The organism is Embleya scabrispora, assembly GCF_002024165.1.
Taxonomy (GTDB): Bacteria; Actinomycetota; Actinomycetes; order Streptomycetales; family Streptomycetaceae; genus Embleya; species Embleya scabrispora_A.
This window is the reverse complement of sequence record NZ_MWQN01000001.1, coordinates 5,034,293-5,058,618: the sequence shown is the minus strand read 5'-3', so window position 1 is coordinate 5,058,618 and position 24,326 is coordinate 5,034,293. Positions and strand designations below refer to the sequence as shown.

The following is a 24,326-nucleotide window of genomic DNA, read 5'->3' as shown; positions in this document are numbered from 1 at the left end:
GGCCCCAACTACTTGACTTCGAGTCAGATGATCGTTGTGCGACCGGAATCCTTCCGTAACCCGACGTCAGGGCCGACGCCGAAAGGATCCGCTCGTCAACGCGACCAGGATGCCGGCGAGCATCGCCGCCCCGCCGCCGGCGAACAAGGCCGAGGGACCGAACTCCGTGGCGATCAGACCGCCGACGGGGTACAGCAGCGGGATCAGGCCGACCGCGAACATCATCTGCAACGCGGTCACCCGGCCCAGCGCGCTCGGCGCGCACGTGGTCTGCACCAGCGCGCTCCCGGCCCCGCCCACCACGCCGGTGCCCACGCCCAGGACCGCCGCACAGGCCACCGCGACGCCGACCCCGGGCGCGTAGCCGAGGCCGACCAGACCGCCGGCCATTCCCAGCATCCCCGCCGGCAGCACGATCACCGGACGCGGCACCCGACCGACAACGGTCAGCCCCAGCGCGCCGATCGCGGCACCAATCCCCCACCCGCCCAGCACCGTTCCCATCCCGCCCGGCCCCCAGCCCGCGTCGTCGGCGAGCAGCACGATGCCGATGTTCATCGGGATGGTGAAGCCCGACTCCATCAGCGCGATCATGATCAGAAGCGGCCGCAGGAAGGGATGTCCGAACACGTGGCGCAGCCCGGCACGCAGGCCCAACTCCGGCTCCTCGGAGCCCGGTTCCGGTTCGGGCGCGGGCCCCGGGCGCAGCCGCCACAGCAGCGCGAGGGAGAGCCCGAACAGGGCCGCGTTCAGCGTGAAGGCGAGTTCGGCGTCGCCCCAGGCGAGCACCGCGCCGCCGATCGGCGCGGACACCACGGTGGCCACCCGCTGGGACAACGAGCGCATGCCCTGCACCCGGACCAGTTGCGAGCGGGCGGTCAGCCGCACCGGCAACGCCCCGACGGCGGGCATGAACAGCGCGTCCACCGCGCCGAACACCAGCGCGATCGTGATCAGCAGCCAGATCGCCGGGCTGCTCGCCGCCACCGCGAACGCCGCGATCACCATCACGAGGCAGCGCACCAGGTCGCTGCCGATCAGCACCCGGCGCGGCCCGTACCGGTCGGCGATCGCCCCGCCGGGCAACATCAGCAATGCCCGGGGCAGCGAACCGGCGGCCAGCACCAGGCCGGTCTGCGTGCCGTCACCGCCGCGCACCGCCGTCCAGGACAGCGCCAGGAACCAGATCTGGTCGCCGATCAGCGACGCGGTGAACGCGCCGAGCCAGGCCAGCACCCGCGGATCGCGGTGCGCGGGCCGGGGCGTCGCGGTCGCGACGCCCGTCGCGGTGTCGGGTACGGCCATGGTGCTCCCCGTTCCGGTACTCGATGGGCGGCGGGCGGCTCGGATGCCGATGAACACCGGGCGCACGGGCGCGGCGCCCGTGCGCTCACATGCGGTACGGGAAACCTCGGACGTAGACCTCGACATGCTCCGCGCCGGGGGTCGACCGGTCCCGGTATCGATCCACCAACTCCTGGAGCGCCTCGCCCAGTTCGCGCAGTTCGTCGGCGGTCAGCCGGAGCGTCGGCGCACCGCTGAAGGCGGCGCCGGCCCACTCCGGCCCCCACGACTCGACCTCGTCCAGGAACCGGCGGTAGCGGTCCTCGGACTGCGAGCCGAGCACGCGCACGATGCTCGTGGACAGGTCCCGCCCGACCCGGTCCTCGGCGAAGTCGCCGAGCGAGAAGGTCAGGTCCTCGACCACCTTCCACCAGCGCTCGCGCCCGTCCTCGGCGTGCTCGGGGTCCTCCACCACGAAGCCGTGCGCGGCCAGCGTGCGCACGTGGTAGCTGACCAGGGCCGGGGTCGCGTCGACCCGTTTGGCGAGCATCGACGCGGTGGCCGGTCCGCCGGCGTGCAGCATCCGCAGCAGCGAGATCCGCAGCGGGTGGGTGAACACCTTGAGGGTCTGTACGTCCTTGATCATCCGCCGGGGCGCGGGCTGCTCGCTCATGCCTCCCACGATAGATGTGAAAGAGTTCTTTCGCAATAAGTCTTTCGCAATAAAGATTGCGCATCCCGACGCGAAAAAGCCGACCGCACCGCGGTCGGCTCCCTCGCCCGGTTCGAGGCTCAGCGCACCGGCTGTCCCGCCTCCCGCAATACGTCCTTGACCTGCGGAATCCGCAACATGCCGAAGTGGAACACGCTGGCCGCGAGCACCGCGTCGGCGCCCGCCTCCACGGCCGGGACGAAGTCCCCCAGGGCGCCCGCGCCACCGGAGGCGATCACCGGGATGCCCACCTCGGCCCGGACCAGGCGGATCAACTCCAGGTCGTAGCCGTCCTTGGTGCCGTCGGCGTCCATCGAGTTGAGCAGGATCTCGCCCGCGCCCAACCCGGCCGCCCGCGCCGCCCAGGCGACCGCGTCGATGCCGGTGCCGGTGCGCCCGCCGTGCGTGGTCACCTCGAAGCCCGGCGCGCCGTCGCGGCGCCGCCGCGCGTCCACCGAGAGCACCAGCACCTGGGAGCCGAAGCGGTCGGCGATCTCGGCGATCAACTCCGGCCGGGCGATCGCCGCGGTGTTCACGCCCACCTTGTCCGCGCCGGCCCGCAGCAGCCGGTCCACGTCCTCGACCGCGCGCACCCCGCCGCCGACGGTGAGCGGGATGAACACCTGCTCGGCGGTGCGCCGGACCACGTCGTAGGTGGTCTCGCGATTGCCCGAGGAGGCGGTGATGTCGAGGAAGACCAACTCGTCCGCGCCCTCGGCGTCGTACACCCGGGCCATCTCGACGGGATCGCCCGCGTCCCGCAGATTCTCGAAGTTGACGCCCTTGACCACCCGGCCGGCGTCCACGTCCAGGCACGGGATCACCCGTACGGCCAACGTCACGACGCCCTCCCCCGGTACGCGTCCACCTCGACCTCGACGAGCATCCGGGAGTCGATCAGCCCGGCCACCACGACCATCGTGGCGGCCGGTCGCACCTCGCCGAACAGCTCGCCGTGCGCGCGCCCGACGTCGTCCGAGTCGCGCGAGTGGGTGATGTACATCCGGGTGCGCACCACGTCCGCCGCGCCGAGCCCGAAGTGCTCGAGCGCGTCCAGCGCGATCCGGAAGGCGGCGAGCGCCTGGTGGTGCGGGTCGCCCTCGTGGGCCAGATTGCCCTCGACGATCGCGGTACAGCCCGACACGTGCACGTAGTCGCCGACGGCGACCGCGCGCGAGTAGCCGAACGCGTCCTCCCACCGGCCGCCGGACGCGTACCGCTCGATGCCGTCCGAGCTACCGGAGCCTGCCGAATTGTCGCTTCCCGTCACCGGGACACCGCCTCCAACGCCTCTTCGAGGGTGAACGCCTGGGCGTACAGCGCCTTGCCGACGATCGAGCCTTCCACACCCAGCGGCACCAGTTCGGCGATGGCGCGCAGATCCGCCAGCGAGGACACCCCGCCCGAGGCCACCACCGGGCGGTCGGTGGCCGCGCACACGTCGCGCAGCAACTGCAGGTTAGGGCCCGCGAGGGTGCCGTCCTTGTTCACGTCGGTGACCACGTAGCGGGCGCAGCCGTCGGCGTCCAACCGGGCCAGCGTCTCGAACAGCTCGCCCCCCTCGCGGGTCCAGCCGCGCCCGGCCAGCGTGGTGCCGCGCACGTCCAGGCCGACCGCGATCCGGTCGCCGTGCCGGGCGATCGCGGAGCGCACCCAGTCCGGCGTCTCCAGCGCGGCGGTACCCAGGTTGACCCGGCGGCAGCCGGTGCCGAGCGCGGCCTCCAGGGAGGCGTCGTCGCGGATGCCGCCGGACAACTCGACCTTGACGTCGAGCTTGCCGACCACCTCGGCGAGCAGTTCGCGGTTGCTGCCCTTGCCGAACGCGGCGTCCAGGTCGACCAGGTGGATCCACTCGGCGCCGGCGCTCTGCCAGGCCAGGGCGGCGGCCAGCGGGTCGCCGTAGGAGGTCTCCGACCCGGCCTCGCCCTTGACCAGGCGGACGGCCTGGCCGTCGGCGACATCGACGGCGGGCAGCAGTTCGAGGCGGTGGGTCTGGGTCATGACGCTTGGGATCCTCAGCAGTTCGGTCGGAAGTGCGGACGGGGTGCGGTCGGGGCGATCGCGGTGCGGCGCGGCACGCGCACCGCGCGGGCTACAGCGTCTCGAGCCAGTTGCGCAGCAGTTGCGCGCCGGCCTCGCCGGACTTCTCCGGGTGGAACTGGGTGGCGCTGAGCGCGCCGTTCTCCACGGCGGCCACGAACGGTGTGCCGTGCGTGCTCCAGGTGACGCCGGGCGGGATGTGCGGGCCGTCCTGAACCACCGGCATCTCCCACGTGCGCACCGCGTAGGAGTGCACGAAGTAGTAGCGCGTGTCGGGCGCGGCGTCGCGAAAGAGCACGCTGTCCGCGGGCGCCTCGACGGTGTTCCAGCCCATGTGCGGCACCACGGGGGCGGCCAGTCGCTCGACCGTGCCCGGCCACTGGGCGCAGCCCTCGGTGGCCACCCCGTGCTCGACGCCGCGCGTGAACAGGATCTGCATGCCGACGCAGATGCCGAGCACCGGCCGGCCGCCGGCGAGCCGCTTGTCCACGATGGTGTCGCCGCGGACCGCGCGCAGGCCCTCCATGCACGCCGCGAACGCGCCGACGCCGGGCACGAGCAGCCCGTCGGCGTTCAGCGCGGCGTGCTGGTCCGCGCTGATCTCGACGTCGGCGCCGGCGTGCGCGAGCGCCCGCTCGGCCGAGCGCACGTTCCCGAATCCGTAGTCGAGGACGATGACCTTCTTGGGCACGCGCCTATCCGATCTTCAGGACGCCGGCCGCGATCGAGAAGAACGCGCCGATGGCGAGCAGGGCGATCACACTCTTGGGCAGGCCCTGCTTGGCGAACGAGATGACCCCGCCGACCAGGAAGAGCCCGAACACGATCAGGATCATCGCACCGGTGCTCACAGCGCGCCCTTCGTCGAGGGGATCACGCCGGCCCGGCGCGGGTCGAGCACGCACGCGTCGGACAGTGCCCGGGCGAGCGCCTTGAACTGCGCCTCGACGATGTGGTGCGCGTTGCGCCCGTACGGCACGTGTACGTGCAGGCAGATCTGCGCCTGGGCGACGAACGACTCCAGGATGTGCCGGGTCAGCGTGGTGTCGTAGTCGGGGCCGATCATCGGCGCCATGCGGTCCGGCTCGGAGTGCACCAGGTAGGGCCGGCCGGACAGGTCCACGGTGACCTGGGCCAGCGCCTCGTCCAGCGGCACGGAGGCGTCCGCGAAGCGGCGGATGCCCTTCTTGTCGCCGAGGGCCTGGCGGAACGCGGCGCCGAGCGCGAGGGCGGTGTCCTCGATCGTGTGGTGCGCGTCGATGTGCAGGTCGCCGCGAGTCTTGACGGTCAGGTCGAACAGGCCGTGCTTGCCGAGCTGGTCGAGCATGTGGTCGAAGAAGCCGACGCCGGTGGCGACATCGACCTTCCCCGTGCCGTCCAGGTCGATCTCGACCTCGACGGAGGTTTCCTTCGTGGCGCGTTCGACGCGACCGGTTCTTGCCATGACGGTGATTTCGACTTTCTCTCAGTCCTTCGGACGCGCGCTTTTGAGAACGTGCCGCATCGCGTCCAGGAAGGCCGTGTTCTCGGCGTCCGTGCCGGCGGTCACCCGCAACATGCCCGGGACCCCGTTGTCGCGGACCAGGACGCCGTGTTCGAGGATCTCCGCCCAGATCGCGTGCGGGTCCTCGAAGCGGCCGAACTGCACGAAGTTGGCGTCGGAGTCGGTCACCTCGCAGCCGAGCGCGCGCAGTTCCCCCACCAGCCGGTCGCGCTGTTCCTTGAGCTCGCGCACGTAGCCGAGCAGGGTGTCCTCGAACTCCAGGCAGGCCAGCGCGGTGGCCTGGTTGACCGCGGAGAGGTGGTACGGCAGGCGCACCAGTTGCACCGCGTCCACCACCGCGGCGTCCGCCGCGAGATAGCCCAGCCGCAGGCCCGCCGCGCCGAACGCCTTGGACATGGTCCGGCTCACCACCAGGTGCGGCCGGCCCTCGAGCAGCGGCAGCAGCGACGCGGTGTGCGCGAACTCGACGTAGGCCTCGTCCACGATCACCAGCGACGGCCGGGCGGCCTGCGCGGCGTCGTACACCCGCTCGACCACCTCGCCGGCGAGCGCGGTGCCGGTGGGGTTGTTCGGCGAGCACAGGAACACCACGTTCGGACGGTGTTCGGCGATCCGCGCCAGCGCTTCGTCGAGGTCGATCGTGTAGTCGGCGCCGCGCGCGCCCGAGATCCACCCGGTGCCGGTGCCGCGCGCGATCAGCGCGTGCATCGAGTAGGACGGGTCGAAGCCCAGCGCCGTGCGCCCGGGGCCGCCGAACGCCTGGAGCAGTTGTTGCAGCACCTCGTTGGAGCCGTTGGCCGCCCACACCCGCTCCGGGCCCAGCGGGTAGTCGCCGGTCCGGGACAGATAGTCGGCCAGCGCGGTGCGCAGTTCGACCGCGTCCCGGTCCGGATAGCGGTTCAGGTCGCGGGCCGCGGCGGCGACCCGCTCGGCGATCCGGGCCACAAGGGCGGCCGGCAGCGGGTACGGGTTCTCGTTCGTGTTGAGCCGCACCGGGACATCCAACTGCGGCGCGCCGTACGGCGATTGCCCGCGCAGTTCGGCGCGGATCGGCAGCCGGTCCAGATCGCTCACGAGCCCTCCTCCCACGCCGCGAGGCCGGACAGTTCGCCGGTCGCGAAGCGGGCCCGCACGGCGGCGCCGTGCGCGGGCAGGTCCTCCGCGTCGGCCAGCACGCTGACGTGCTCGGCGACGTCGGCGAGCGCCGCGCGCGAGTAGTCCACGACGTGGATCCCACGCAGGAAGGACTGCACGGACAGGCCCGACGAGTGGCAGGCGCAGCCGCCGGTGGGCAGCACGTGGTTGGACCCGGCGCAGTAGTCGCCGAGGGAGACGGGGGCGAACGCGCCGACGAAGACCGCGCCGGCGTTGCGCACCCGGGCGGCGACCGCGCCCGCGTCGGCGGTCTGGATCTCCAGGTGCTCGGCGGCGTAGGCGTCCACCACGGCGAGGCCGTCGTCGACCGAGTCCACCAGCACGATCCCGGACTGCCGGCCGGCCAGCGCCTCGGTGACCCGCTCGCGGTGCCGGGTGGCGTCCACCCGGACCTTCAACTCCTCCACGACCGCGTCGGCCAGCGCCTCGGAGTCGGTGACCAGGATCGACGCGGCCAGCGTGTCGTGCTCGGCCTGGCTGATCAGGTCGGCCGCGACGTGGCCCGCGTCGGCCGTGTCGTCGGCGAGCACCGCGATCTCGGTCGGCCCGGCCTCGGCGTCGATCCCGATCCGGCCCTTGAGCAGCCGCTTGGCGGCGGCGACCCAGATGTTGCCGGGGCCGGTGACCAGGTGCGCCGGCGCGCACGAGCCCGCGCCGTACGCGAACATCGCGATCGCCTGTGCCCCGCCCACGGCGTAGACCTCGTCCACCCCCAGCAGCGCGCACGCGGCCAGGATGGTCGGGTGCGGCAGCCCGCCGAAGCCGGCCTGCGGCGGCGAGGCGACCGCCATCGAGGCGACGCCGGCCTCCTGGGCGGGGACCACGTTCATCACCACGGACGACGGGTAGACGGCGTTGCCGCCCGGTACGTACAGCCCGACCCGCTCGACCGGCACCCACCGCTCGGTGACCGTGCCGCCCGGCACGACCTGCACGGTGACGTCCTGCCGGCGCTGCTCGCGGTGCACCGCGCGGGCCCGGCGGATCGACTCCTCCAGGGCCGCGCGCACCTTGGGCGCGAGCGTGTCCAGGGCAGCGGCGATCGCCTCGGCGGGCACCCGGATGTCGGTCAGTCGTACACCGTCGAAGCGCTCGGTGATCTCGATCAGCGCCTCGACGCCGCGATGCCTGACGTCCTCGCAGAGGGGGCGGACCTTCTCCAGGGCCGCCTCGACGTCGAGTTCGGCTCGGGGCAACACGTCGCGCAGTGCGGCGGGGCTGTCCAGGACAGCCCGCGAGGCGGGACCGCGCAGGTCGATACGGGAGATCACCCGCCCCAGTGTAGAGACGGCGCCGAACCATACGTGCTCGCGTGTCGGACAGTGAGACGCGCGATCGTGGGCGGGACGCGGCAGCCTTCCGATGTCGGGGGACCACGGCTGAGCCCACCGCCGGGGCATCCGAGCGCGACCCGCCGGTGGTGACGCTCGGTCAGGACGCCGCGTGGAGGCCGACCGGGCCCGGCCAGTGGCCCGCCCACTCGTCGATTCTGCTCGGTCGGATCCTCGCCGGGGCCGCGGCGGCGGGCGCGACCCGGGTGCTCCATCGTGGGTGGGATCAATGATCGACGCGCTCCGGCGGTCAGGGCCTACTCTTGGTCACCGTGACCGACCGGCTTCCGCTTTTCCCGCTCAACTCGGTGCTCTATCCGGGTCTGGTGCTGCCCCTGCACATCTTCGAGGAGCGATACCGCGCGCTGGTCCGGGACCTGGAGGCGCTGCCCCAGGCGGAGCAGCGCTTCGGCGTGGTGGCGCTGCGCACCGGGCGTGAGGTCGGCGACATCGAGGGCGATCCGCTCGCGGTGCTGCACCCGGTGGGCTGCACGGCGGAGATCGCCACGATCAAGACGCACGAGGACGGCCGCTACGACCTGGTGGCCACGGGTGCGACCCGGTTCGAGCTGGTCTCGGTGGACGACTCGGGGCCGTATCTGTATGCCGAGGTCGAATACCTGGCCGATCCGCCCGGGGAGCGGGCCGACGTACTCGGACTGGCCGCGACCCGGGCCTTCGCCGAGTATCAGCGCCGGCTGCTCACCGCCCAGCAGCGCACCCCGATGAGCCTGCCGGAGCTGCCCGACGACCCGGTCGTGCTGTCCTACCTGGTGGCCGCCGCGGTGGTGCTCGACCCGCACGACAAGCAGCGGCTGCTGGAGGCGGAGGACGCGACCGCCCGGCTGACCGCCGAGGTGGAACTGCTGCGCCGCGAGGCGGCGCTGCTCGACCACCTGCCGTCGTTGCCGGCGATCGAGTTGTTGCGGCAGAACATCGAACCCAACTGACCGGACCGGCCGAGGCGGCGCCGCTCGCCTCGGGCCCGACCGACTCGACCGAAGGGCGCGCCGGCATGGCGAAGGGCAGGACCAAGGGCGGACAGGGCACCCCGGCGACGGTGGCGCTGACCCGCGAGGGCGTGGCGTTCACGACGCACGCGTACACCCACGACCCGGACGCGGCCTCGTACGGCGAGGAGGCCGCGACGGTGCTCGGCGTGCCGGCCGAGCGGGTGTTCAAGACGCTGCTCGCCGACGTGGACGGCGCGCTCACCGTCGCGGTGGTCCCGGTGGCGGGCCGGCTCGACCTCAAGGCGCTGGCCGCGGCGGTCGGCGGAAAGCGCGCGGCGATGGCCGACCCGGCGGCGGCCGAGCGGGCCACGGGCTACGTGCTCGGCGGCATCAGCCCCCTCGGCCAAAAGCGCCGGCACCCCACGGTGGTGGACGCCTCGGTGCTCGCGCTGGAGACCGTGTACGTGTCGGCCGGCCGCCGGGGCCTGGAGATCGAACTGGCCCCGGCCGACCTGATCCGGCTCACGGACGCGGTGACGGCTCCGGTGGGGCGGGTCTAGGCTCTTCGGCCCGTGGGGGTCGGCCGCGTGGATCGCCCCGCACGAGCCGGCCCCGTGTACCGCCCCGCGGGGATCAGCCCTCGTCGGAGCCGTGCTTGGTGAGGTCGACCGGGGCGGGCACGGTCGCACCCGGGAACGGGCCCGGGGCGTGCTCTCGGTCCGGGCCCTGGGGTGCCCACGGCCACGGCCCCTGGAACGTCTCCCGCCGCTCGGCGGGAGCGAACCCGGCGGACAGGCCGAGGAAGATCACCATCGACGCGATCGGCCACAGCAGCAACACGCCCTTGGCCTTCAGGTCCAACTCCTGGTCGAAGCGCTTGCCCAGGCCGACGCGACGCACCTCGTCGGCGATCCCGTCCGGGCCGAGCGCCACGCCGACCTTGAACGCCAGATACGCGCCGGCGATCCCGCCGACGGTCAGCGCGAGCGCGGTCGCCACGCCCTGCCGACGGAACCGCCAGAACGCGAGCGGCGCGAGCACGATGCCGGCCACCACGCCGCACACCGCGAACCAGCCGTCCAGGGCGATCGAGGTCTCCGTCTCGGGCGAGACCTGGAAGACGCCCTCCTTGGTGGCCATCAGCGGCACTCTCGGGGTGATCTGCTCCCAGACCACGCCCACGATCGCGCCCACCACCAGGCAGGCCGCGACCACCGCGGCGAACGCGAGCACGTCGGTGCGGTAGCGCCGCCACAGCGAGGGGGGCGCGTCGTACCCGGGCGCGAAGCCCACGTGCGCGCCCTCGGGCGACGGGTAGGGGTCGATATCCCCGGCAGACGTCATCTGGTCAGCGTCCCATGTACGGCTCGTGCCCGCGGGTCGGCCCCGCGCGGCGATGTGTCCGGTGGTCGAAGGGCGTCGGCTACGCCCGGGTACTGCGCCTGAAGGCCCAGGTGGCCAGCGAGAGCATCACCACGCCGACTCCCGCGCAGACCGCCAGATTGCCGGCCACCGCCGCCCAGTTCGGGTCGCCGTAGCTCGCGATGAACGCGTCCACCCCGTAGGACGACGGCAGCAGGTCCCGGCCGAGGACGATCACCTCCGGCATGCGATCCTCCGGCAGCACGCCGAGCAGCAGCGCCGCCGACATACCCAACTGGCCGAGCAGTGTGGCCAGTTCCGGACGCGGGGCGAGCAGCCCGAAGACCGCGCCGATGCCGGCCAGGGCGGCGCCGGACAGCGGTACGACCAGCAGCAGCACCCACAGGTTGGCCAGCGGCAGCTGGAACATCAGCGCGCCGATCACCGCGGTGGCCACCGTGCCGGGCAGCGTGAAGGACGCGTACGCGGCGGCGATGCCGAGCACCACGGCGGCCGGGCGCACCGGCAGCGTCAGGTAGTAGTCGAGCGCGTTGGCCGCGCGCAGGTTGCCGAAGTGCTGGGCGAGCAGGTTGAGCGCGACGAAGGCGACCACGAGCACACTGGATCCGGCCACCACCGCCTCGCGGGCACTGTCGCTGCCGGTGTCCACCACGCCGCGCATCAGGATCATGATGCCCACCGACTGGAACACCGCGACGAACAGCAGCGGCACCCGGGAGACCCGCACCCGGGACAACTGCGCGCGGTAGACGGTCAGCAGCCCGGCACCGAGCGGCGTGCCCGGCGCCGGGGCGACCGGTTCGACCGGGCGCGCCGGCGCGGTCTCGATGCTCGCTGCACTTCCTGGGGTCGACACCTTCATCCCTTGACCAGTCCCTGGTGGCGGCCGCCGAGCGCGAGGTAGACGTCCTCCAGGCTCGGCGTGGACAGCGTGAAGTCGTCGAGCGCCTCGAACGCCGGCCCGGAGGTGACGCTGGCGAGCAGTTCGCGGGCCATGCCCGGTTCCATCCGGGTGCTCCAGCGTCGGCCGGTGCGCACCGCGCTGCGCGCGAGCATACCGACCGCCGGGTCGTCCATCGGCGGGTCGGCCCGCCAGACCAGGTCGAGCCGGACCTCGTCGCCGACCATGGCCTTCAGGCCCCCGGGGGTGTCGCACGCGATCACCCGGCCCTCGTCGAGCACCGCGACCCGGTCCAGCACGGTCTCCGCCTCGATCACGTTGTGGGTGACCAGGAGCACGGTGGCGCCGCTGTCGGCCCGGCGGCGATCCACCGCGGCCCACACCGCGCGGCGCGCGACCGGGTCCATGCCGGTGGTCGGCTCGTCCAGGACCAGCACGGGCCGATCGCCCACCAGCGCGGTGGCCACGCAGGCCAGCCGGCGCTGGCCGCCGGAGAGCTTCTTCAGCGGCCGGTCCGCGATCGGGCCGAGTTCGAGTTCGTCGAGCACCGCGTCGCGCTCGGCCCGGGCCCGGTGGGCGTCGAGCGCGCGCAGCCGGGCGGTGGTCTCGATCGCGAGGGCGACGGTCAACTCGTCCAGCGCGCCGGACTCCTGGCCGAGGTAGGCGACCAGTCGGGCGGCCACGTCGGGGCGGCGCACCAGGTCGTGGCCGAGCAGGTCGATGCTGCCGGAGTCGGGCCGGAGCAGGCCGGTGAGCTGGCGGACCAGGGTGGACTTGCCCGCGCCGTTGGGTCCGAGCAGGCCGAAGATCTCGCCCCGGCGCACGTCCAGGTCGATCGTGTCGTTGGCGGTGACCACGTGCCGATCGCGCCGGCGCCCGGTGCGATAGGTCCTGGTCAGGCCGCGCACCGTGAAGCACGGGCCGGCGTTCGCGCGCTCGCCGGGAATGGTCACGCTCCGCTCGTCCGTTCCGGGCAGCTTGTACATCCGACCCCGCGCGTCGTCCTGAAGGTGGTGGTGACGGCGTGCGGCCCGCGACGCGCGTCAGGTGCGCGCGGGGTGACACACGACCAGACGACTCTACGCGGTCCGCCCGGCCGGTCCGCCGCCCGCCTCCTCGGCGAGCAGCACCCGGGCCCGCCGCCACTGGTCGCGCGGCAGCACCGCCCGCCAGTCGATCGCCGCGAACGCCGCCTCACGCTCGGGGTCCAGCCGCCGCGTCGCCCGGGCGGCGGCGAGGCGCAGCAGCGGGAGCGGACGGGTCGGCAGGCCCACCCGGGCGGTCTCGCGCTTGAGGTTGGGCCACCACACGGTCGCCGCGTCGGTCAACTCCCCCTCGGCGGCATCCAGCCGACGAAAGGCGGCGAGCCGCCCGATCGCCCGCGAGATCATCCACTGCACCAGCGCGGCGAGGCAGAACAGGACGAGCAGCGCGATCCCCAGCGGCGGAAACAGAAACAGCGTCGGAAGGCCGAGCACCACAAGCAGATACTTGACCAGAAAGACGAATTCCAGCCGGCCCAGCACCACCTTGCCCACCAGATAGCGGATCAGCAGGGCGGTCTGCCGCGCGGTGAGCCGGGTGTCCACATCCGAGTCGAAGGCGGTCGCGCCGGCCTCGGCGGAGCGCTGCTCCGCGGCCCGCGAGGCGCTGCGGAACCGCTGTCCGCGCCGCACCGCGCCGAAGCCGGCCCTGCCGATCCTGGTCCATTTGGACATCGCGGTCCTCCGTGCCGTGCACCACCCGAACTCGCACGTTACCGCCCCCGTGAACCCCCGGCACGCCTCCCACGCGCCCCGCGAGGCGAGGGGTGACCTCGGCGGGCTCGGGTACGGTACGGGTTTGACCACAAGCCCCTGGGAGGCCTTCGACGTGGACGTGTGGCACATACTTCGCCCGCTGATCGTGCTCGTCTCGGTGATCGCCTTCACGGGCCTGGTGACCTGGGGAATGGCTCGCCTGGCCCGCGAAGTACAGACCCGCAAACCACTGACCGGACCACTGTGGTCGATGGCGCGGCGCGGCCGCGCCTCGATCGTGGCGACCCTCGGCACCTCGATGTTGTTGCTCGCCGAGCCCGCCGCCGCGCTGCCCGAGCGCAGTCGGGGCATGATCCGGCACATCCTGGTGCTCGCGGTGATCGCGGCCTGCGCGTGGCTGATCGTGCACGCGGTGACCCTGCTGGTGAACACCTCGTTCGAGCGCTACGCGGCGAACGCGACGGACACCGGCCGGGTGCGCCGGATACAGACCCAGATCGCGCTGATCCGACGCACCGCGGTGGCGATCGTCGGGATCATCACCTTCGCCGCGATGATCATGACCTTCCCGGGCATGAAGACGATCGGAACCAGCCTGCTCGCCTCCGCCGGCCTGCTCGGCGTGGTGGCCGGTCTGGCCGCGCAGAGCGCGCTGGCCAACCTGTTCGCCGGGTTGCAGATCGCGTTCAGCGACATGGTCCGGATCGGCGACTCGGTGGTGGTCAACCAGGAGATGGGCACCATCGAGGAGATCACCCTGACCTACCTGGTGGTCAACACGTGGGACCAGCGCCGGATCGTGATGCCTGTGTCCTACTTCACCTCGCGGCCGTTCGAGAACTGGTCGCGCACCGACACCCGGATGACCGGGACGGTGTTCCTGCACCTGGACCACTCGGCGCCGGTGGGCGAACTGCGCGACGAACTGCACCGGATCCTCAAGGACACCGGCCTGTGGGACGGCCAAGGCTGGAGCCTGTACGTCACCGACACCACGCCGACCACGATCCTGATCCGCGCGGTGGTCACCGCCCGCGACTCCGACGACCTGTGGACGCTGCGCTGCGAGGTCCGCGAGAAGCTGCTCGACTACCTGCGCCGCGAACACCCGTACGCGCTGCCCCGAATCGCCACCGCGCCCGCGCCGCTGGGCAACGAGGCGGTGGGCCCGTACAGCGGAAACGGGCGCTTCGCGAAGGCGCGCCCGATCCCGCAGGTGCCGGCGCAGACCGGTCCGCGCAAGTACGTGAGCCTGGCCAAGAAGCCTCAGTCGTTGGCCGCCGCGGCCGCCGCGGCCGAGTCGATCTCGCTGAGGAAGTCCGAGGCGATCGCCCAGGCCCGCGAGGCGGCCTCGCGGTCGTAGTCCGGCAGCCCGGGATCGGTGAACAGGTGACCGGCGCCCCGGTAGCGGTGGATCTCCACATCGGCCCCGGCGCGGCGCATGCCCAGGTACCAGGTCCCCAGCCAGTCCTCGGTCTCGAACGGATCCGGCTCGGCCACATGCAACTGCACCGGCACCTCCGTCACGGCGTCCTCACGCAGGTCGGAGGTGCCGTGAAACATCAACAGGCCGGCCGCCGTACGATCCGCGAACACGGCGTTCTGCGCGATCGAGGCCCCCAGCGAGAACCCGGCATACACAAGCCCCTCACCGAGCCCGGCAGCCACCTTCACCGCGCGCCGGATCAACTCGTCCGCACCGATCTCATCCTTGATCTCCATCCCCTCCTCGATGGACTCGGTGCAACGCCCGTCATACAGATCCGGCACAACCACCTCGTGCCCGAGCCCCCGCAACCACCCGGCCGCATCCTGAACAGCGGGCCGCAGCCCATAGGCCGAGTGAAACAACACGATGCGGGCCACGAGAACGATTCCTTCCGAAGACCAATCCCCAAACAACAAACCCCCAACAATACCGACCCCAACCGCCCCCAGCCCGCCGCAGGCGCCTGCGAACGACGACGTCAAACACCGAACGCAACCCCAAACACAGCCCGTCCGGCGTTTGAGGACGGCCCACCTCCGAGGGGCCGAGCTCGGCAAGGGCCCCCGGAAGCGGCATCGCCTCACCGCACGCTGCGCAGATCCAGCCGCCGCAGGACCCGGTCGGCCGCGGCCGGGTCGACCCCTCGGCGCCCCCGAGCCGCAATCACCTCGCGCCGCGCCGCCGCCGTCATCTCGGCCTCGATCTCGTGCAGGAGCTTGATCCGCCGCGAGCGCTCGACCACCGCGTCCGCCAGTTCCTCGCCCATGCCCTCCGGCTTCAACTCGGCCAGGAGCGCCTTCTGCCGGGCCCGCAACCGCTGCACCATCTCGTCCGGGAGATCGCGCTGCTCGTCCAGTTCGCGCAGCCGACGCAGTGCGGCCTTCGTCGCCGCCGCCGCGATCCGACGCTCCTCGTGGCTCTCCGCATCGTCCGTCTCCGAGACCCCGAGCCGGCGCACCAACCACGGCAGGCTGACCCCTTGGAGCAGCAGCGTCACCACGATCACGCAGAACGCGATCGCGACCAGTCGTTGCCGCTCCGGGAAGGCGTCACCGGCGTCGGTGGTCAGCGGCAGCGCCAGCGCGAGCGCGATCGTCACCACGCCGCGCATCCCGGCCCACCACACCACCACGGTCTCGCGCGGATCCGGGGTCTGGGTCTCGCCGGTGGTCGGCAGCCGTGCGTGCAGGCGCCGCGCCAGCGCCGCGACCGGGAACAACCACAGGCCCCGCACCACGATCAGGGTCAGCACCACCGCGCCCGCCTCCAGGAACAGCCGGCCCCGATCGCCCCGCAGATCGTGGAAGATCTCCCACATCTCCAGACCGATCACCCCGAACGCGACACCGGTCACGACCAGGTCCACGACCTCCCAGAACGAGCGCCCGGTGAGCCTGCCGACCACGTTGTCCGCGTCCTCGGCGACCGAGCCCAGATAGAACGCCGTGGTCAACACCGCGAGCACGCCCGAGCCGTGCAGTTCGTCGGCGACCACGTAGGCCAGGAACGGCACCAGGAGGGTGAGCAGCGTCTGCAGCGTGGGCTCGTCCAGCCGGCCGAGCAACAACCGCCCGGCCAGCCCGACCGCGAAGCCGATCCCGACGCCGACCACCGCGGACAGCGCCAACATGCCCGCCGCCTCGACGGGCGAGAACGTACCGCCCACCACCGCCGCGACCGCGACCTGGTAGAGCACGAGCGAGGTGACGTCGTTGAACAGCCCCTCGCCCTCCAGGATCGCCACCAGCCGCCGCGGCAACCGCAGACTCCCGGCCACCGCCGTAGCCGCCACCGGATCCGGCGGCGCCACCAGCGCGCCCAGCGCGACCGCGCCCGCCAGCGGCAGCCCGGGGATCATCGCATCCGCCACGGCCGCCACCGCCGCCGTGGTCACCAGCACGAGCGCGACCGCGAGCAGCGTGATCGGTCGGGCGTTGGCCGCGAACTCGCGCCAACTCGACCGCTGCGCCGCCGCGTACAACAGCGGCGGCAACAGCAGTGGCAGCAGCAGGTCGGGGTCGATCCGCAGGTTGGGCACGAACGGCAGCCACCCGAGCAGCACGCCGTACAGCGTCAGCAGCACCGGAAAGGGCAGCCGCAATCGGCCCGCGAGCGGCACCACCACGACCGTGCCGAACATCAACAGAAACAGCAGCGTGAGCTGGGCCACTCCACCCCCGGACCGATCGACTGCGATTCGATCTTGGAGGCTTCCCCGAATCTCCGCCGAATCACCGGCCGGCGGGCAATTGCCTCACCGGTCGGAAACCCGGCCTCACCTGCCGGTGACCCGCCTCACTTGTCGGTGACCCGCTCGAGGGTCGCGGTCAGGTCTGCCGGGTAGCCGCTCTCGTACCGCACCCACGTACCGTCGCCGGGGTGCTCGAAGGCCAGGCTCACCGCGTGCAGCCACTGCCGCTCCAGGCCCAGCCGCTTGGACAGCGTCGGATCCGCGCCGTAGGTCAGGTCGCCCACGCACGGGTGCCGCAGCGCCGCCATGTGCACCCGGATCTGGTGGGTGCGCCCGGTCTCCAGCTTGATCGACAGCAGACTCGCGGCGCGGAACGCCTCGATCGTGTCGTAGTGCGTGACGCTGGGCTTGCCGCCCATCACCACGGCCCACTTGTAGTCGTGCGTGGGGTGCCGGTCGATCGGCGCGTCGATGGTGCCCGTGTGCGGGTCCGGGTGGCCCTGAACCAGCGCGTGGTAGCGCTTGTCCACCGTGCGGTCGCGGAACTGCTGCTTGAGCAGCGTGTAGGCGCGCTCGGACTTGGCCACCACCATCAGCCCCGAGGTGCCCACGTCCAGGCGGTGCACCACGCCCTGGCGCTCGGCCGCGCCGGAGGTGGAGATCCGGTAGCCGGCCGCCGCGAGGCCGCCCACCACGGTGGTGCCGGTCCAGCCGGGGCTGGGGTGCGCGGCGACGCCGATCGGCTTGTCGATCACCACGATGTGGTCGTCGTCGTGCACGATCCGCATGCCGGGCACGGGTTCGGCGACGAGCTGCACCGGCCGGGGCACGCCCGGCATCTCGACCTCGATCCAGGCTCCGCCGACCACCCGGTCGGACTTGCCCGCCGCCCGGCCGTCGAGCTGCACCTTCCCGGCGGCGGCCAGCTCGGCCGCCTTGGTGCGCGAGAAGCCGAACATCCGCGAGAGCGCGGCATCGACCCGCTCGCCTTCGAGGCCGTCGGGAACGGGAAGCGTGCGGATTTCGGGGGAGCCGGGATTGACAGTCACGAGATACGAGTATGCCCGGCATCCGGACCGGACTCGACGGCGTGGTCACCGTCCCGGTCCTCGGCCGCCCGCTCGGCGGTCCCGGAGGACGCCGCCGCGGACGCCCGCGTGGCCCCGGCGGGCGCGTCCACGACCCCGTTCCCGGCAGCACGGCCGGCCTCGGCCTTCGCCGACGCCTCGTCCGCGCCCTCTTCCCCGCCTTCGTCGTCCCCGCCCTCGTCGTCGCCCTCCCGCGTACCGTCCGGCTGCAGACCCAGGAACGACAGCAGCACGATCAGGCAGCCGCCCACCACGATCGCCGAGTCCGCCAGGTTGAAGATCGCGAAGTGCTTGGGCGCGATGAAGTCCACCACGTGGCCCTCGAACACGCTGGGCGAGCGGAAGATCCGGTCGGTGAGGTTGCCGAGCGCACCGCCGAGCAGCAAGCCGAGGGCGATCGCCCAGGGCAGGCTGTTCAGCTTGCGGGCCAGCCGCAGGATCACCACGATCACCGCGCTGGCGATCACCGTGAGCACGATGGTCAGACCCTGGCCCATGCCGAACGCCGCGCCCGCGTTGCGGGTGGCCCGGAACTGGAGCCAGTCGCCGAGGATGTCGATCGGGGCGTGGTATTCGAGCTTCTTCACCACGATCAGCTTGCTGATCAGGTCCAGGGCGTAGGCGACGGCCGCGACCCCGAGCAGGACCAGGATGTAGCGACGGGTACGCGAACCGGCGGGCGCGGTCGGCTCGTCGCCGCCCGCCCCGCCCCCGGTCGCCCCGGTGTCCGGCTCCCCCGCGGGGGCCTGCGACTCCGCGTCTTCCCGTCGTTCCGCTCCGGTGCCGATGGCGTGCTCCAGTCCTCGGACGCGCCGCCGGCGGCCGCGGCGGCTACCGGCGCTCTTCGCGCTGCTTGCAGGTCACACACAGGGTCGCACGCGGGAACGCCTGCAGGCGTGCCTTGCCGATGGCCGAACCACACGACTCGCAGGCCCCGTATGTCCCGTCGGCGAGGCGCCGCAGCGCCTTCTCCGACTGGAGCAGCATGCCACGCGCGTTGTTGGTCAGGGACATCTCGTGCTCGCGCTCGAAGTTCTTGGTCCCGGTGTCCGCCTGATCGTCGCCCGCGCCCTCCCCCGAGTCGCGCAGCAGATCGGCGATGCCGTTCTCCGACACGGCGATCTCCGCGCGCAGTTCGTGCGCGGTCTCGATCAGGCCCTCGCGCACCTCGCGCAGCTCCGCGTCGTCCCAGGGGTCCTCCCCCGGCCGGACGATGTACATCGTCGGCTCATGGAACCCGCTCGGCGGTGTCGGGAGCATCGCGGTCGAGGTCGTCACGTGTGCAGTCGCCTTCACGGTGCGTCCCGTTCCTCCCCGTACCGAGGCTCGCGGCGCGGCCGTCGTGGTCGCACGACGCGTCCGCCCGCCACTCGCCTTCTCTGTATCCGTCATGTTCACGGCCCCCTTGTTTCGCTTAGGGATGGGTCGCTCCGGACAACCGGACGCGCCGTCCCGTCACTGATTGCGCCGGGGCGGCGACGTAAATCGGTTGTGCCCAGACGCAACCACGCTTATCCCTCTTCTACGTGTCCCGTTCGTTACCGGTTCCCGAGCGGATCGTTATGCACCTGGGGTCGGGTGAACTCGGAGGCGCGAGGGTCCGCGCGGGTCGTACAATCCGCAGAGCGAGACGGTGTCGATGGGGACGAGTAGCGTCGCACGCAGCCGCCAGCGACCCGGGGACGGTGTGAGCCCGGGGGTGTGCGCGAGGTGAAGATCACCCCGGAGCTGTCGGAGGAAAGGTCGGTCCGGCTGCGGAGCGACCCGTAGAACCGGCCCTCGCGCAGACGAGAGGGTTGTGCCCGCCCGGGCACGGTTGGCGGATCGGGCGGCGCGCGGCCAAGAAGGGTGGTACCGCGGGATCGGCCGACGGCCGTCTCGTCCCTTCGGTAGGCACGCATCACAGCCCGCGGAAGGAAGCCACATGTACCGCCCGGTACCGGCGCAGGTCGACCTGCCCGCCATGGAGCACGAGGTCCTCGCGTTCTGGCGGGACAACGACATCTTCGAGCGCTCCCTCGCGCAGAACGCCGACGGTCCCCGCTGGGTCTTCTACGAGGGCCCGCCGACGGCCAACGGCATGCCGGGGGCGCACCACATCGAGGCGCGCGTGTTCAAGGACGTGTTCCCGCGCTACCGCACGATGCGCGGCTACAACGTGCCGCGCAAGGCCGGGTGGGACTGCCACGGCCTGCCGGTCGAACTGGCCGTGGAGAAGCAGTTGGGCTTCTCCGGCAAGCCGGACATCGAGCGCTACGGGATCGCCGAGTTCAACGCGAAGTGCCGCGAGTCGGTGATGACGCACGTGGGCGCGTTCGAGGACCTGACCACCCGGATGGGCTACTGGGTCGACATGTCCAAGGCGTACCGGACGATGGACCCGGAGTACGTCGAGTCGGTCTGGTGGTCGCTCAAGCAGATCTTCGACAAGGGCCTGCTGACCCAGGACTACCGGGTCGCGCCGTGGTGTCCGCGCTGCGGCACCGGGTTGTCCGACCACGAACTCGCGCAGGGCTACGAGACGGTCGTCGACCCCTCGGTGTACGTGCGCTTCCCGCTCACCTCCGGACCGCTGGCCGGGCAGGCGGCGCTGCTCGTGTGGACGACCACGCCGTGGACGCTGGTCTCCAACACCGCCGCCGCGGTGCACCCCGACGTGACCTACGTGGTGGCCACCGACGGCGACGAACGCCTCGTGGTCGCCGAGCCCCTCCTCGCGAAGGCGCTCGGCGAGGGCTGGGTGGCCACCGGCGAGCGGTTCACCGGCCGGGAGATGGAACGCTGGGCCTACCGGCGCCCGTTCGAGCTGCTGCCGCTGGAGGACGCGAACTTCGTGGTGCTCGCGGAGTACGTCACCACCGAGGACGGCTCCGGCGTCGTGCACCAGGCGCCCGCGTTCGGCGCGGACGACCTGGAGACCTGCCGCGCGTACGGCCTGCCGGTGGTCAACCCGGTGCGCCCCGACGGCACCTTCGAGGCCGAGCTGCCGCTGGTCGGCGGACAGTTCTTCAAGAAGGCCGACGAGGCCCTGGTGGCCGATCTGCGGGCCCGGGGGCTGCTGTTCCGGCACCTGGAGTACGAGCACAGCTACCCGCACTGCTGGCGCTGCCACACCGCGCTGCTCTACTACGCGCAGCCGTCCTGGTACGTGCGCACCACCGCGGTCAAGGACGCGCTCCTTCGCGAGAACGAGCGGACCAACTGGCACCCGGACACGGTCAAGTGGGGCCGCTACGGCGACTGGCTGAACAACAACATCGACTGGGCGCTCTCGCGCAACCGCTTCTGGGGCACCCCCCTGCCCATCTGGCGGTGCGAGGAGGGCCACCTGACCTGCGCCGGCTCGCTGGCCGAACTCTCCGAGCTGACCGGGCGCGACCTGTCGGACCTGGACCCGCACCGGCCGTACATCGACGAGGTCGTCTTCGGCTGCCCGGCCAAGGCCGCCGACGGCACCGCGTGCGGCGAGCAGGCGACCCGGGTGCCCGAGGTGATCGACGCCTGGTACGACTCGGGGTCGATGCCGTTCGCCCAGTTCGGCTACCCGTACCGCAACCGCGAGTTGTTCGAGCAGTCCTACCCGGCCCAGTTCATCTCCGAGGCGATCGACCAGACCCGCGGCTGGTTCTACACGCTGATGGCGGTCGGCACGCTGGTGTTCGACCGGTCCTCCTACGAGAACGTGGTCTGCCTGGGGCACATCCTGGCCGAGGACGGCCGGAAGATGTCCAAGCACCTGGGCAACATCCTGGAGCCGATCCCGCTGATGGACCGGCACGGCGCCGACGCGGTGCGCTGGTTCATGGCCGCGGGCGGCTCGCCGTGGTCGGCCCGTCGGGTCGGGCACGGCACCATCCAGGAGGTGGTCCGCAAGACGCTGCTGACCTACTGGAACACGGTCAGCTTCCAGGCCCTGTACGCGCGCACCGGCGGCTGGACGCCGAGCGCGAGCGACCCGGCCCCGGCCGACCGCCCGTTGCTCGACCGGTGGCTGCTGTCCGAGCTGAACACCCTCGTGGGCGACGTGGACGCGGCCCTGGAGGCCTACGACACGCAGCGCGCGGGCAAGGCGCTCACCGCGTTCGTGGACGACCTGTCGAACTGGTACGTGCGCCGGTCCCGGCGGCGGTTCTGGAACGCGGACCCGGCCGCGCTGGCCACGCTGCACGAGGCGTTGGTCACGGTGACGAAGCTGATGGCGCCGCTGGTGCCGTTCATCACCGAGCGGGTCTGGCAGGACCTGGTGCGTCCGGTGACCGCCGACGCCCCCGAGTCGGTGCACATGGCGACCTGGCCGACCGCGGACCCGGCCCTCGTACAGCCCGAACTGGGGCGGCGGATGGCGCTGGTGCGGCGCCTGGTCGAGCTGGGCCGGGCCACCCGGGCGGACTCCGGCGTCAAGACCCGGCAGCCGCTGGGCCGGGCGCTGATCGGCGCGAGCGGCTGGGACGAGTTGTCCGACGAACTGCGCGCGCAGATCGCCGAGGAGCTGAACGTGGTCTCGGTGGCGGCGCTGTCCGAGGCGGGCGGCGACCTGGTCGAGTACAGCGCGAAGGGCAACTTCCGGGCCCTGGGCAAGCGGTTCGCCAAGCGCACCCCCGTGGTGGCCGGTGCCATCGCGGCGGCCGACGCGGCGGCCCTGGCGGCGGCGCTGCGCACCTCGGGCACCGCGGTGGTCGAGGTCGAGGGCGAGCCGGTGGAGGTGGTGGCCGAGGAGGTCATCGTCACCGAAACCCCGCGCGAGGGCTGGACGGTGGCCGGCCAGGACGGTGCGACCGTGGCGCTGGACCTGACCATCACCCCGGAGCTGCGGCTCGCGGGCCTCGCCCGTGACGTGGTCCGGCTGATCCAGGAGGCGCGCAAGAACAGCGGCCTGGAGGTCTCCGACCGGATCCTGGTGTGGTGGGCCGCGGACGAGTCGGAGGAGACCACGTCGGCGCTGCTCGCGCACGGCGGCCAGGTCGCCGACGAGGTGCTGGCGACGCAGTTCGCCCAGGGCTCCCCGGAGGACGAGGAGTTGTTCGAGCACGGCGACCCCGCGCTCGGTCTGCGGTTCTGGCTGCGCAAGGTCTGACCGGCCGGGCGGGGCGACCGCGGTCGTCCCGCCCGTGCCCCGGCCCCGCCGTAACCGAGGCCCGGAAACCCGAGGCCCGGAAACCCGAGAAGCGCCCGTCCCCCCGAAGGGGGCGGGCGCTTCTCGGATGACCGACCGACGCTCAGTGGCCGGTCAGTTGTCGGGGTCCTCGTCGATCAGGAACCCGCGCATCGGCGAGGGCTGCTGCATCTGCTGCGGCTGCGGAGCCTGCGGACGCACCGGCGACATCTGCTGCGTCATCGCCGGGCTCATCTGCTGCCCGATCGACGGCGTCATGGCCGGCGACATCGACGACGGCTGGGACATCGACTGGCCCATGGACGGAGCCATCGACTGCGACATCGGTACCGGCGCGGACGACATGGCCGGCGGCAGCGAGGCCGTGGCCGGGGTCCGCGGCGGCGCGAGCGAGTCGTCGGCCTGCGACTCCAGCTGACGAAGCTGGCTCTCCAGGTACGACTTCAGCCGCGTGCGGTACTCGCGCTCGAACGCGCGCAGGTCGTCGACCTTGCGCTCGAGCGTGGCGCGGGCGCTCTCCAGCGAGCCCATCGCGACGCGGTGCTTCTCCTGCGCGTCACGCTCCAGGGCGTCGGCCTTGGACCGCGCGTCGCGCTCCATGCCCTCGGCCCGGGTGCGCGCCTCGCCCACTATCTTGTTCGCCTCGGAGCGGGCCTCGGCGATCGCCTGGTCGGCCGTCTGCTGCGCCAGCGCGAGCACTCGGGCGGCGCTGTCGCCACCGGGGTTGCCCATCTGCTGCTGCGGTCCGCCCGGACCGAGCTGCGGCGGGCCGCCCTGCAACTGGTGCTGCTGCAGCTGCTGCTGGTGCTGCGGCGGACCCTGAAGCTGGTGCTGACCGCTCATGCCGGGACCGCCCAGGCCGGGGCCGCCCTGCAATTGGTGCTGACCCGGCTGCAGTTGGTGCTGCTGCTGACCGGGCAGCTGGTGCTGGCCGCTCTGCATGCCGGGGCCGCCCTGCAGCTGGTGCTGCGGCGGACCCTGAAGCTGGTGCTGGCCGCTCATGCCGGGACCGAGCTGCTGCGGTCCCCCCATGGGGTGCTGCTGCGGTCCACCGGGACCGAGCTGCTGCGGGCCGCCCTGCATCGGGTGCTGGCCGCCCTGCATTCCCTGGGGCCCACCCATCTGGGGCGGCGGGGGAACCGGGGTCGGCCCGGATATGGCTGCCGGGACGGGTGCGTCGGGGCGTTCGCGCTCCTTGCGCTGCTGGGCCTGCTGCTGACTCTGCGCGGCGGCCCTGGTGGCCGCCGCGAGTTTCGCTCGCAGATCCTCGTTTTCCCGGAGAAGTCGGGTCAGTTCGCCCTCGACCTCATCGAGGAACGCATCGACCTCGTCCTCGTCATAGCCCTCGCGGAGACGGACGGTCGTGAACTGCTTGTTACGCACGTCTTCGGGGGTCAACGGCATCTCTTCACCTCAGCGTGA

Annotated in this window: 23 protein-coding genes and 1 pseudogene; 4 read left to right on the top strand and 20 right to left on the bottom strand. The window is 72.2% G+C overall.

Going from position 1 to position 24,326, the window contains the following annotated elements; all coding sequences use genetic code 11:
• Positions 1 to 66: 66 nt before the first annotated feature.
• The 10 genes from B4N89_RS22440 to hisD all read right to left on the bottom strand — a co-directional run bounded on the left by B4N89_RS22440 (position 67) and on the right by hisD (position 7,966).
• A complete protein-coding gene (locus B4N89_RS22440; protein ID WP_078977619.1) occupies positions 67 to 1,305 on the bottom strand; it encodes an MFS transporter in 1,239 nt (412 codons plus the stop codon).
• Positions 1,306 to 1,390: 85 nt separating this feature from the next.
• Positions 1,391 to 1,957: a winged helix-turn-helix domain-containing protein gene (locus B4N89_RS22435; protein ID WP_078977618.1), complete on the bottom strand. Its 567-nt coding sequence runs from the start codon at positions 1,955 to 1,957 to the stop codon at positions 1,391 to 1,393.
• 119 nt (positions 1,958 to 2,076) lie between these two features.
• Positions 2,077 to 2,838 carry an imidazole glycerol phosphate synthase subunit HisF gene (hisF, locus tag B4N89_RS22430; protein WP_078977617.1) on the bottom strand — a complete coding sequence of 254 codons (762 nt, stop codon included), beginning with the start codon at positions 2,836 to 2,838 and terminating at the stop codon, positions 2,077 to 2,079.
• Entirely contained in the window at positions 2,835 to 3,266 is a 432-nt protein-coding gene (locus B4N89_RS22425; RefSeq protein WP_078977616.1) for a RidA family protein, read from the bottom strand. Before B4N89_RS22425 ends, hisF begins: the two co-directional genes overlap by 4 nt.
• Positions 3,263 to 3,997 (bottom strand): bifunctional 1-(5-phosphoribosyl)-5-((5-phosphoribosylamino)methylideneamino)imidazole-4-carboxamide isomerase/phosphoribosylanthranilate isomerase PriA, encoded by a 735-nt coding sequence (gene priA / locus B4N89_RS22420; protein WP_078977615.1) that lies wholly within the window; start codon positions 3,995 to 3,997, stop codon positions 3,263 to 3,265. The genes B4N89_RS22425 and priA overlap by 4 nt, the downstream gene beginning before the upstream one ends.
• 91 nt (positions 3,998 to 4,088) lie before the next feature.
• A complete protein-coding gene (gene hisH / locus B4N89_RS22415) occupies positions 4,089 to 4,727 on the bottom strand; it encodes an imidazole glycerol phosphate synthase subunit HisH (RefSeq protein WP_078977614.1) in 639 nt (212 codons plus the stop codon).
• A gap of 4 nt (positions 4,728 to 4,731) precedes the next feature.
• Positions 4,732 to 4,887 (bottom strand): hypothetical protein, encoded by a 156-nt coding sequence (locus tag B4N89_RS50770; protein WP_201261030.1) that lies wholly within the window; start codon positions 4,885 to 4,887, stop codon positions 4,732 to 4,734.
• Complete coding sequence (gene hisB, locus B4N89_RS22410; protein ID WP_078977613.1) at positions 4,884 to 5,480, bottom strand: imidazoleglycerol-phosphate dehydratase HisB; 597 nt, start codon at positions 5,478 to 5,480, stop codon at positions 4,884 to 4,886. Before hisB ends, B4N89_RS50770 begins: the two co-directional genes overlap by 4 nt.
• Before the next feature lie 21 nt (positions 5,481 to 5,501).
• The gene (locus tag B4N89_RS22405; protein ID WP_078977612.1) at positions 5,502 to 6,614 is read right to left on the bottom strand and encodes a histidinol-phosphate transaminase; all 1,113 of its coding nucleotides are present in this window, start codon (positions 6,612 to 6,614) and stop codon (positions 5,502 to 5,504) included.
• On the bottom strand, positions 6,611 to 7,966 hold the full coding sequence (gene hisD / locus B4N89_RS22400; RefSeq protein ID WP_078977611.1) for a histidinol dehydrogenase: 1,356 nt from the start codon (positions 7,964 to 7,966) through the stop codon (positions 6,611 to 6,613). The genes B4N89_RS22405 and hisD overlap by 4 nt, the downstream gene beginning before the upstream one ends.
• A 323-nt stretch (positions 7,967 to 8,289) precedes the next feature.
• Here hisD and B4N89_RS22395 point away from each other — a divergent pair, with 323 nt between their 5' ends.
• Both B4N89_RS22395 and ybaK read left to right on the top strand, forming a co-directional pair.
• Positions 8,290 to 8,976, top strand: coding sequence for an LON peptidase substrate-binding domain-containing protein (locus tag B4N89_RS22395; protein WP_078977610.1), 687 nt, complete (start codon positions 8,290 to 8,292; stop codon positions 8,974 to 8,976).
• 65 nt (positions 8,977 to 9,041) lie between these two features.
• Entirely contained in the window at positions 9,042 to 9,539 is a 498-nt protein-coding gene (ybaK, locus tag B4N89_RS22390) for a Cys-tRNA(Pro) deacylase (protein WP_078977609.1), read from the top strand.
• Positions 9,540 to 9,612: 73 nt separating this feature from the next.
• Here ybaK and B4N89_RS22385 read toward each other — a convergent pair whose 3' ends face one another.
• The 4 genes from B4N89_RS22385 to B4N89_RS22370 form a co-directional block, all read right to left on the bottom strand.
• On the bottom strand, positions 9,613 to 10,323 hold the full coding sequence (locus B4N89_RS22385) for an ABC transporter permease (RefSeq protein WP_143658050.1): 711 nt from the start codon (positions 10,321 to 10,323) through the stop codon (positions 9,613 to 9,615).
• Between the two features lie 79 nt (positions 10,324 to 10,402).
• On the bottom strand, positions 10,403 to 11,224 hold the full coding sequence (locus B4N89_RS22380) for an ABC transporter permease (protein ID WP_078979542.1): 822 nt from the start codon (positions 11,222 to 11,224) through the stop codon (positions 10,403 to 10,405).
• The gene (locus B4N89_RS22375) at positions 11,221 to 12,171 is read right to left on the bottom strand and encodes an ABC transporter ATP-binding protein (RefSeq protein ID WP_078979541.1); all 951 of its coding nucleotides are present in this window, start codon (positions 12,169 to 12,171) and stop codon (positions 11,221 to 11,223) included. The genes B4N89_RS22380 and B4N89_RS22375 overlap by 4 nt, the downstream gene beginning before the upstream one ends.
• A gap of 171 nt (positions 12,172 to 12,342) precedes the next feature.
• Positions 12,343 to 12,981 (bottom strand): hypothetical protein, encoded by a 639-nt coding sequence (locus B4N89_RS22370; protein WP_143658049.1) that lies wholly within the window; start codon positions 12,979 to 12,981, stop codon positions 12,343 to 12,345.
• Positions 12,982 to 13,141: 160 nt separating this feature from the next.
• Here B4N89_RS22370 and B4N89_RS22365 point away from each other — a divergent pair, with 160 nt between their 5' ends.
• Positions 13,142 to 14,386 (top strand): mechanosensitive ion channel family protein, encoded by a 1,245-nt coding sequence (locus B4N89_RS22365; protein WP_414646426.1) that lies wholly within the window; start codon positions 13,142 to 13,144, stop codon positions 14,384 to 14,386.
• Here B4N89_RS22365 and B4N89_RS22360 read toward each other — a convergent pair.
• The 5 genes and pseudogenes from B4N89_RS22360 to B4N89_RS22340 form a co-directional block, all read right to left on the bottom strand.
• The gene (locus B4N89_RS22360) at positions 14,290 to 14,889 is read right to left on the bottom strand and encodes a dienelactone hydrolase family protein (RefSeq protein ID WP_078977606.1); all 600 of its coding nucleotides are present in this window, start codon (positions 14,887 to 14,889) and stop codon (positions 14,290 to 14,292) included. The two genes, B4N89_RS22365 and B4N89_RS22360, sit on opposite strands and share 97 nt — an antisense overlap.
• A gap of 203 nt (positions 14,890 to 15,092) precedes the next feature.
• Complete coding sequence (locus B4N89_RS22355; RefSeq protein WP_078977605.1) at positions 15,093 to 16,682, bottom strand: Na+/H+ antiporter; 1,590 nt, start codon at positions 16,680 to 16,682, stop codon at positions 15,093 to 15,095.
• Positions 16,683 to 16,807: 125 nt separating this feature from the next.
• Positions 16,808 to 17,752, bottom strand: a complete 945-nt coding sequence (locus B4N89_RS22350; protein ID WP_078977604.1) for an RluA family pseudouridine synthase — start codon at positions 17,750 to 17,752, stop codon at positions 16,808 to 16,810.
• 221 nt (positions 17,753 to 17,973) lie between these two features.
• Positions 17,974 to 18,591 (bottom strand): annotated as a pseudogene (gene lspA, locus B4N89_RS22345) (signal peptidase II); the annotation flags it as partial.
• 31 nt (positions 18,592 to 18,622) lie between these two features.
• Positions 18,623 to 19,069 carry a TraR/DksA family transcriptional regulator gene (locus B4N89_RS22340; protein ID WP_235618729.1) on the bottom strand — a complete coding sequence of 149 codons (447 nt, stop codon included), beginning with the start codon at positions 19,067 to 19,069 and terminating at the stop codon, positions 18,623 to 18,625.
• A 646-nt stretch (positions 19,070 to 19,715) separates the two neighbouring features.
• Here B4N89_RS22340 and ileS point away from each other — a divergent pair.
• Positions 19,716 to 22,865 carry an isoleucine--tRNA ligase gene (gene ileS, locus B4N89_RS22335; RefSeq protein WP_078977602.1) on the top strand — a complete coding sequence of 1,050 codons (3,150 nt, stop codon included), beginning with the start codon at positions 19,716 to 19,718 and terminating at the stop codon, positions 22,863 to 22,865.
• A gap of 153 nt (positions 22,866 to 23,018) precedes the next feature.
• On the opposite strand, the gene B4N89_RS22330 is transcribed toward ileS, so the two are convergent.
• Complete coding sequence (locus tag B4N89_RS22330) at positions 23,019 to 24,308, bottom strand: DivIVA domain-containing protein (RefSeq protein WP_078977601.1); 1,290 nt, start codon at positions 24,306 to 24,308, stop codon at positions 23,019 to 23,021.
• Between the last annotated feature and the right edge of the window lie 18 nt (positions 24,309 to 24,326).

What these genes read in the sequence shown, in the direction of transcription:
- B4N89_RS22440 (WP_078977619.1), bottom strand. Translation starts at nt 1,305, where the DNA reads ATGGCCGTACCCGACACCGCGACGGGCGTCGCGACCGCGACGCCCCGG.
- B4N89_RS22435 (WP_078977618.1), bottom strand. Translation starts at nt 1,957, where the DNA reads ATGAGCGAGCAGCCCGCGCCCCGGCGGATGATCAAGGACGTACAGACC.
- priA (WP_078977615.1), bottom strand. Translation starts at nt 3,997, where the DNA reads ATGACCCAGACCCACCGCCTCGAACTGCTGCCCGCCGTCGATGTCGCC.
- hisB (WP_078977613.1), bottom strand. Translation starts at nt 5,480, where the DNA reads ATGGCAAGAACCGGTCGCGTCGAACGCGCCACGAAGGAAACCTCCGTC.
- ybaK (WP_078977609.1), top strand. Translation starts at nt 9,042, where the DNA reads ATGGCGAAGGGCAGGACCAAGGGCGGACAGGGCACCCCGGCGACGGTG.
- B4N89_RS22385 (WP_143658050.1), bottom strand. Translation starts at nt 10,323, where the DNA reads ATGACGTCTGCCGGGGATATCGACCCCTACCCGTCGCCCGAGGGCGCG.
- B4N89_RS22380 (WP_078979542.1), bottom strand. Translation starts at nt 11,224, where the DNA reads ATGAAGGTGTCGACCCCAGGAAGTGCAGCGAGCATCGAGACCGCGCCG.
- B4N89_RS22370 (WP_143658049.1), bottom strand. Translation starts at nt 12,981, where the DNA reads ATGTCCAAATGGACCAGGATCGGCAGGGCCGGCTTCGGCGCGGTGCGG.
- ileS (WP_078977602.1), top strand. Translation starts at nt 19,716, where the DNA reads ATGTACCGCCCGGTACCGGCGCAGGTCGACCTGCCCGCCATGGAGCAC.
- B4N89_RS22330 (WP_078977601.1), bottom strand. Translation starts at nt 24,308, where the DNA reads ATGCCGTTGACCCCCGAAGACGTGCGTAACAAGCAGTTCACGACCGTC.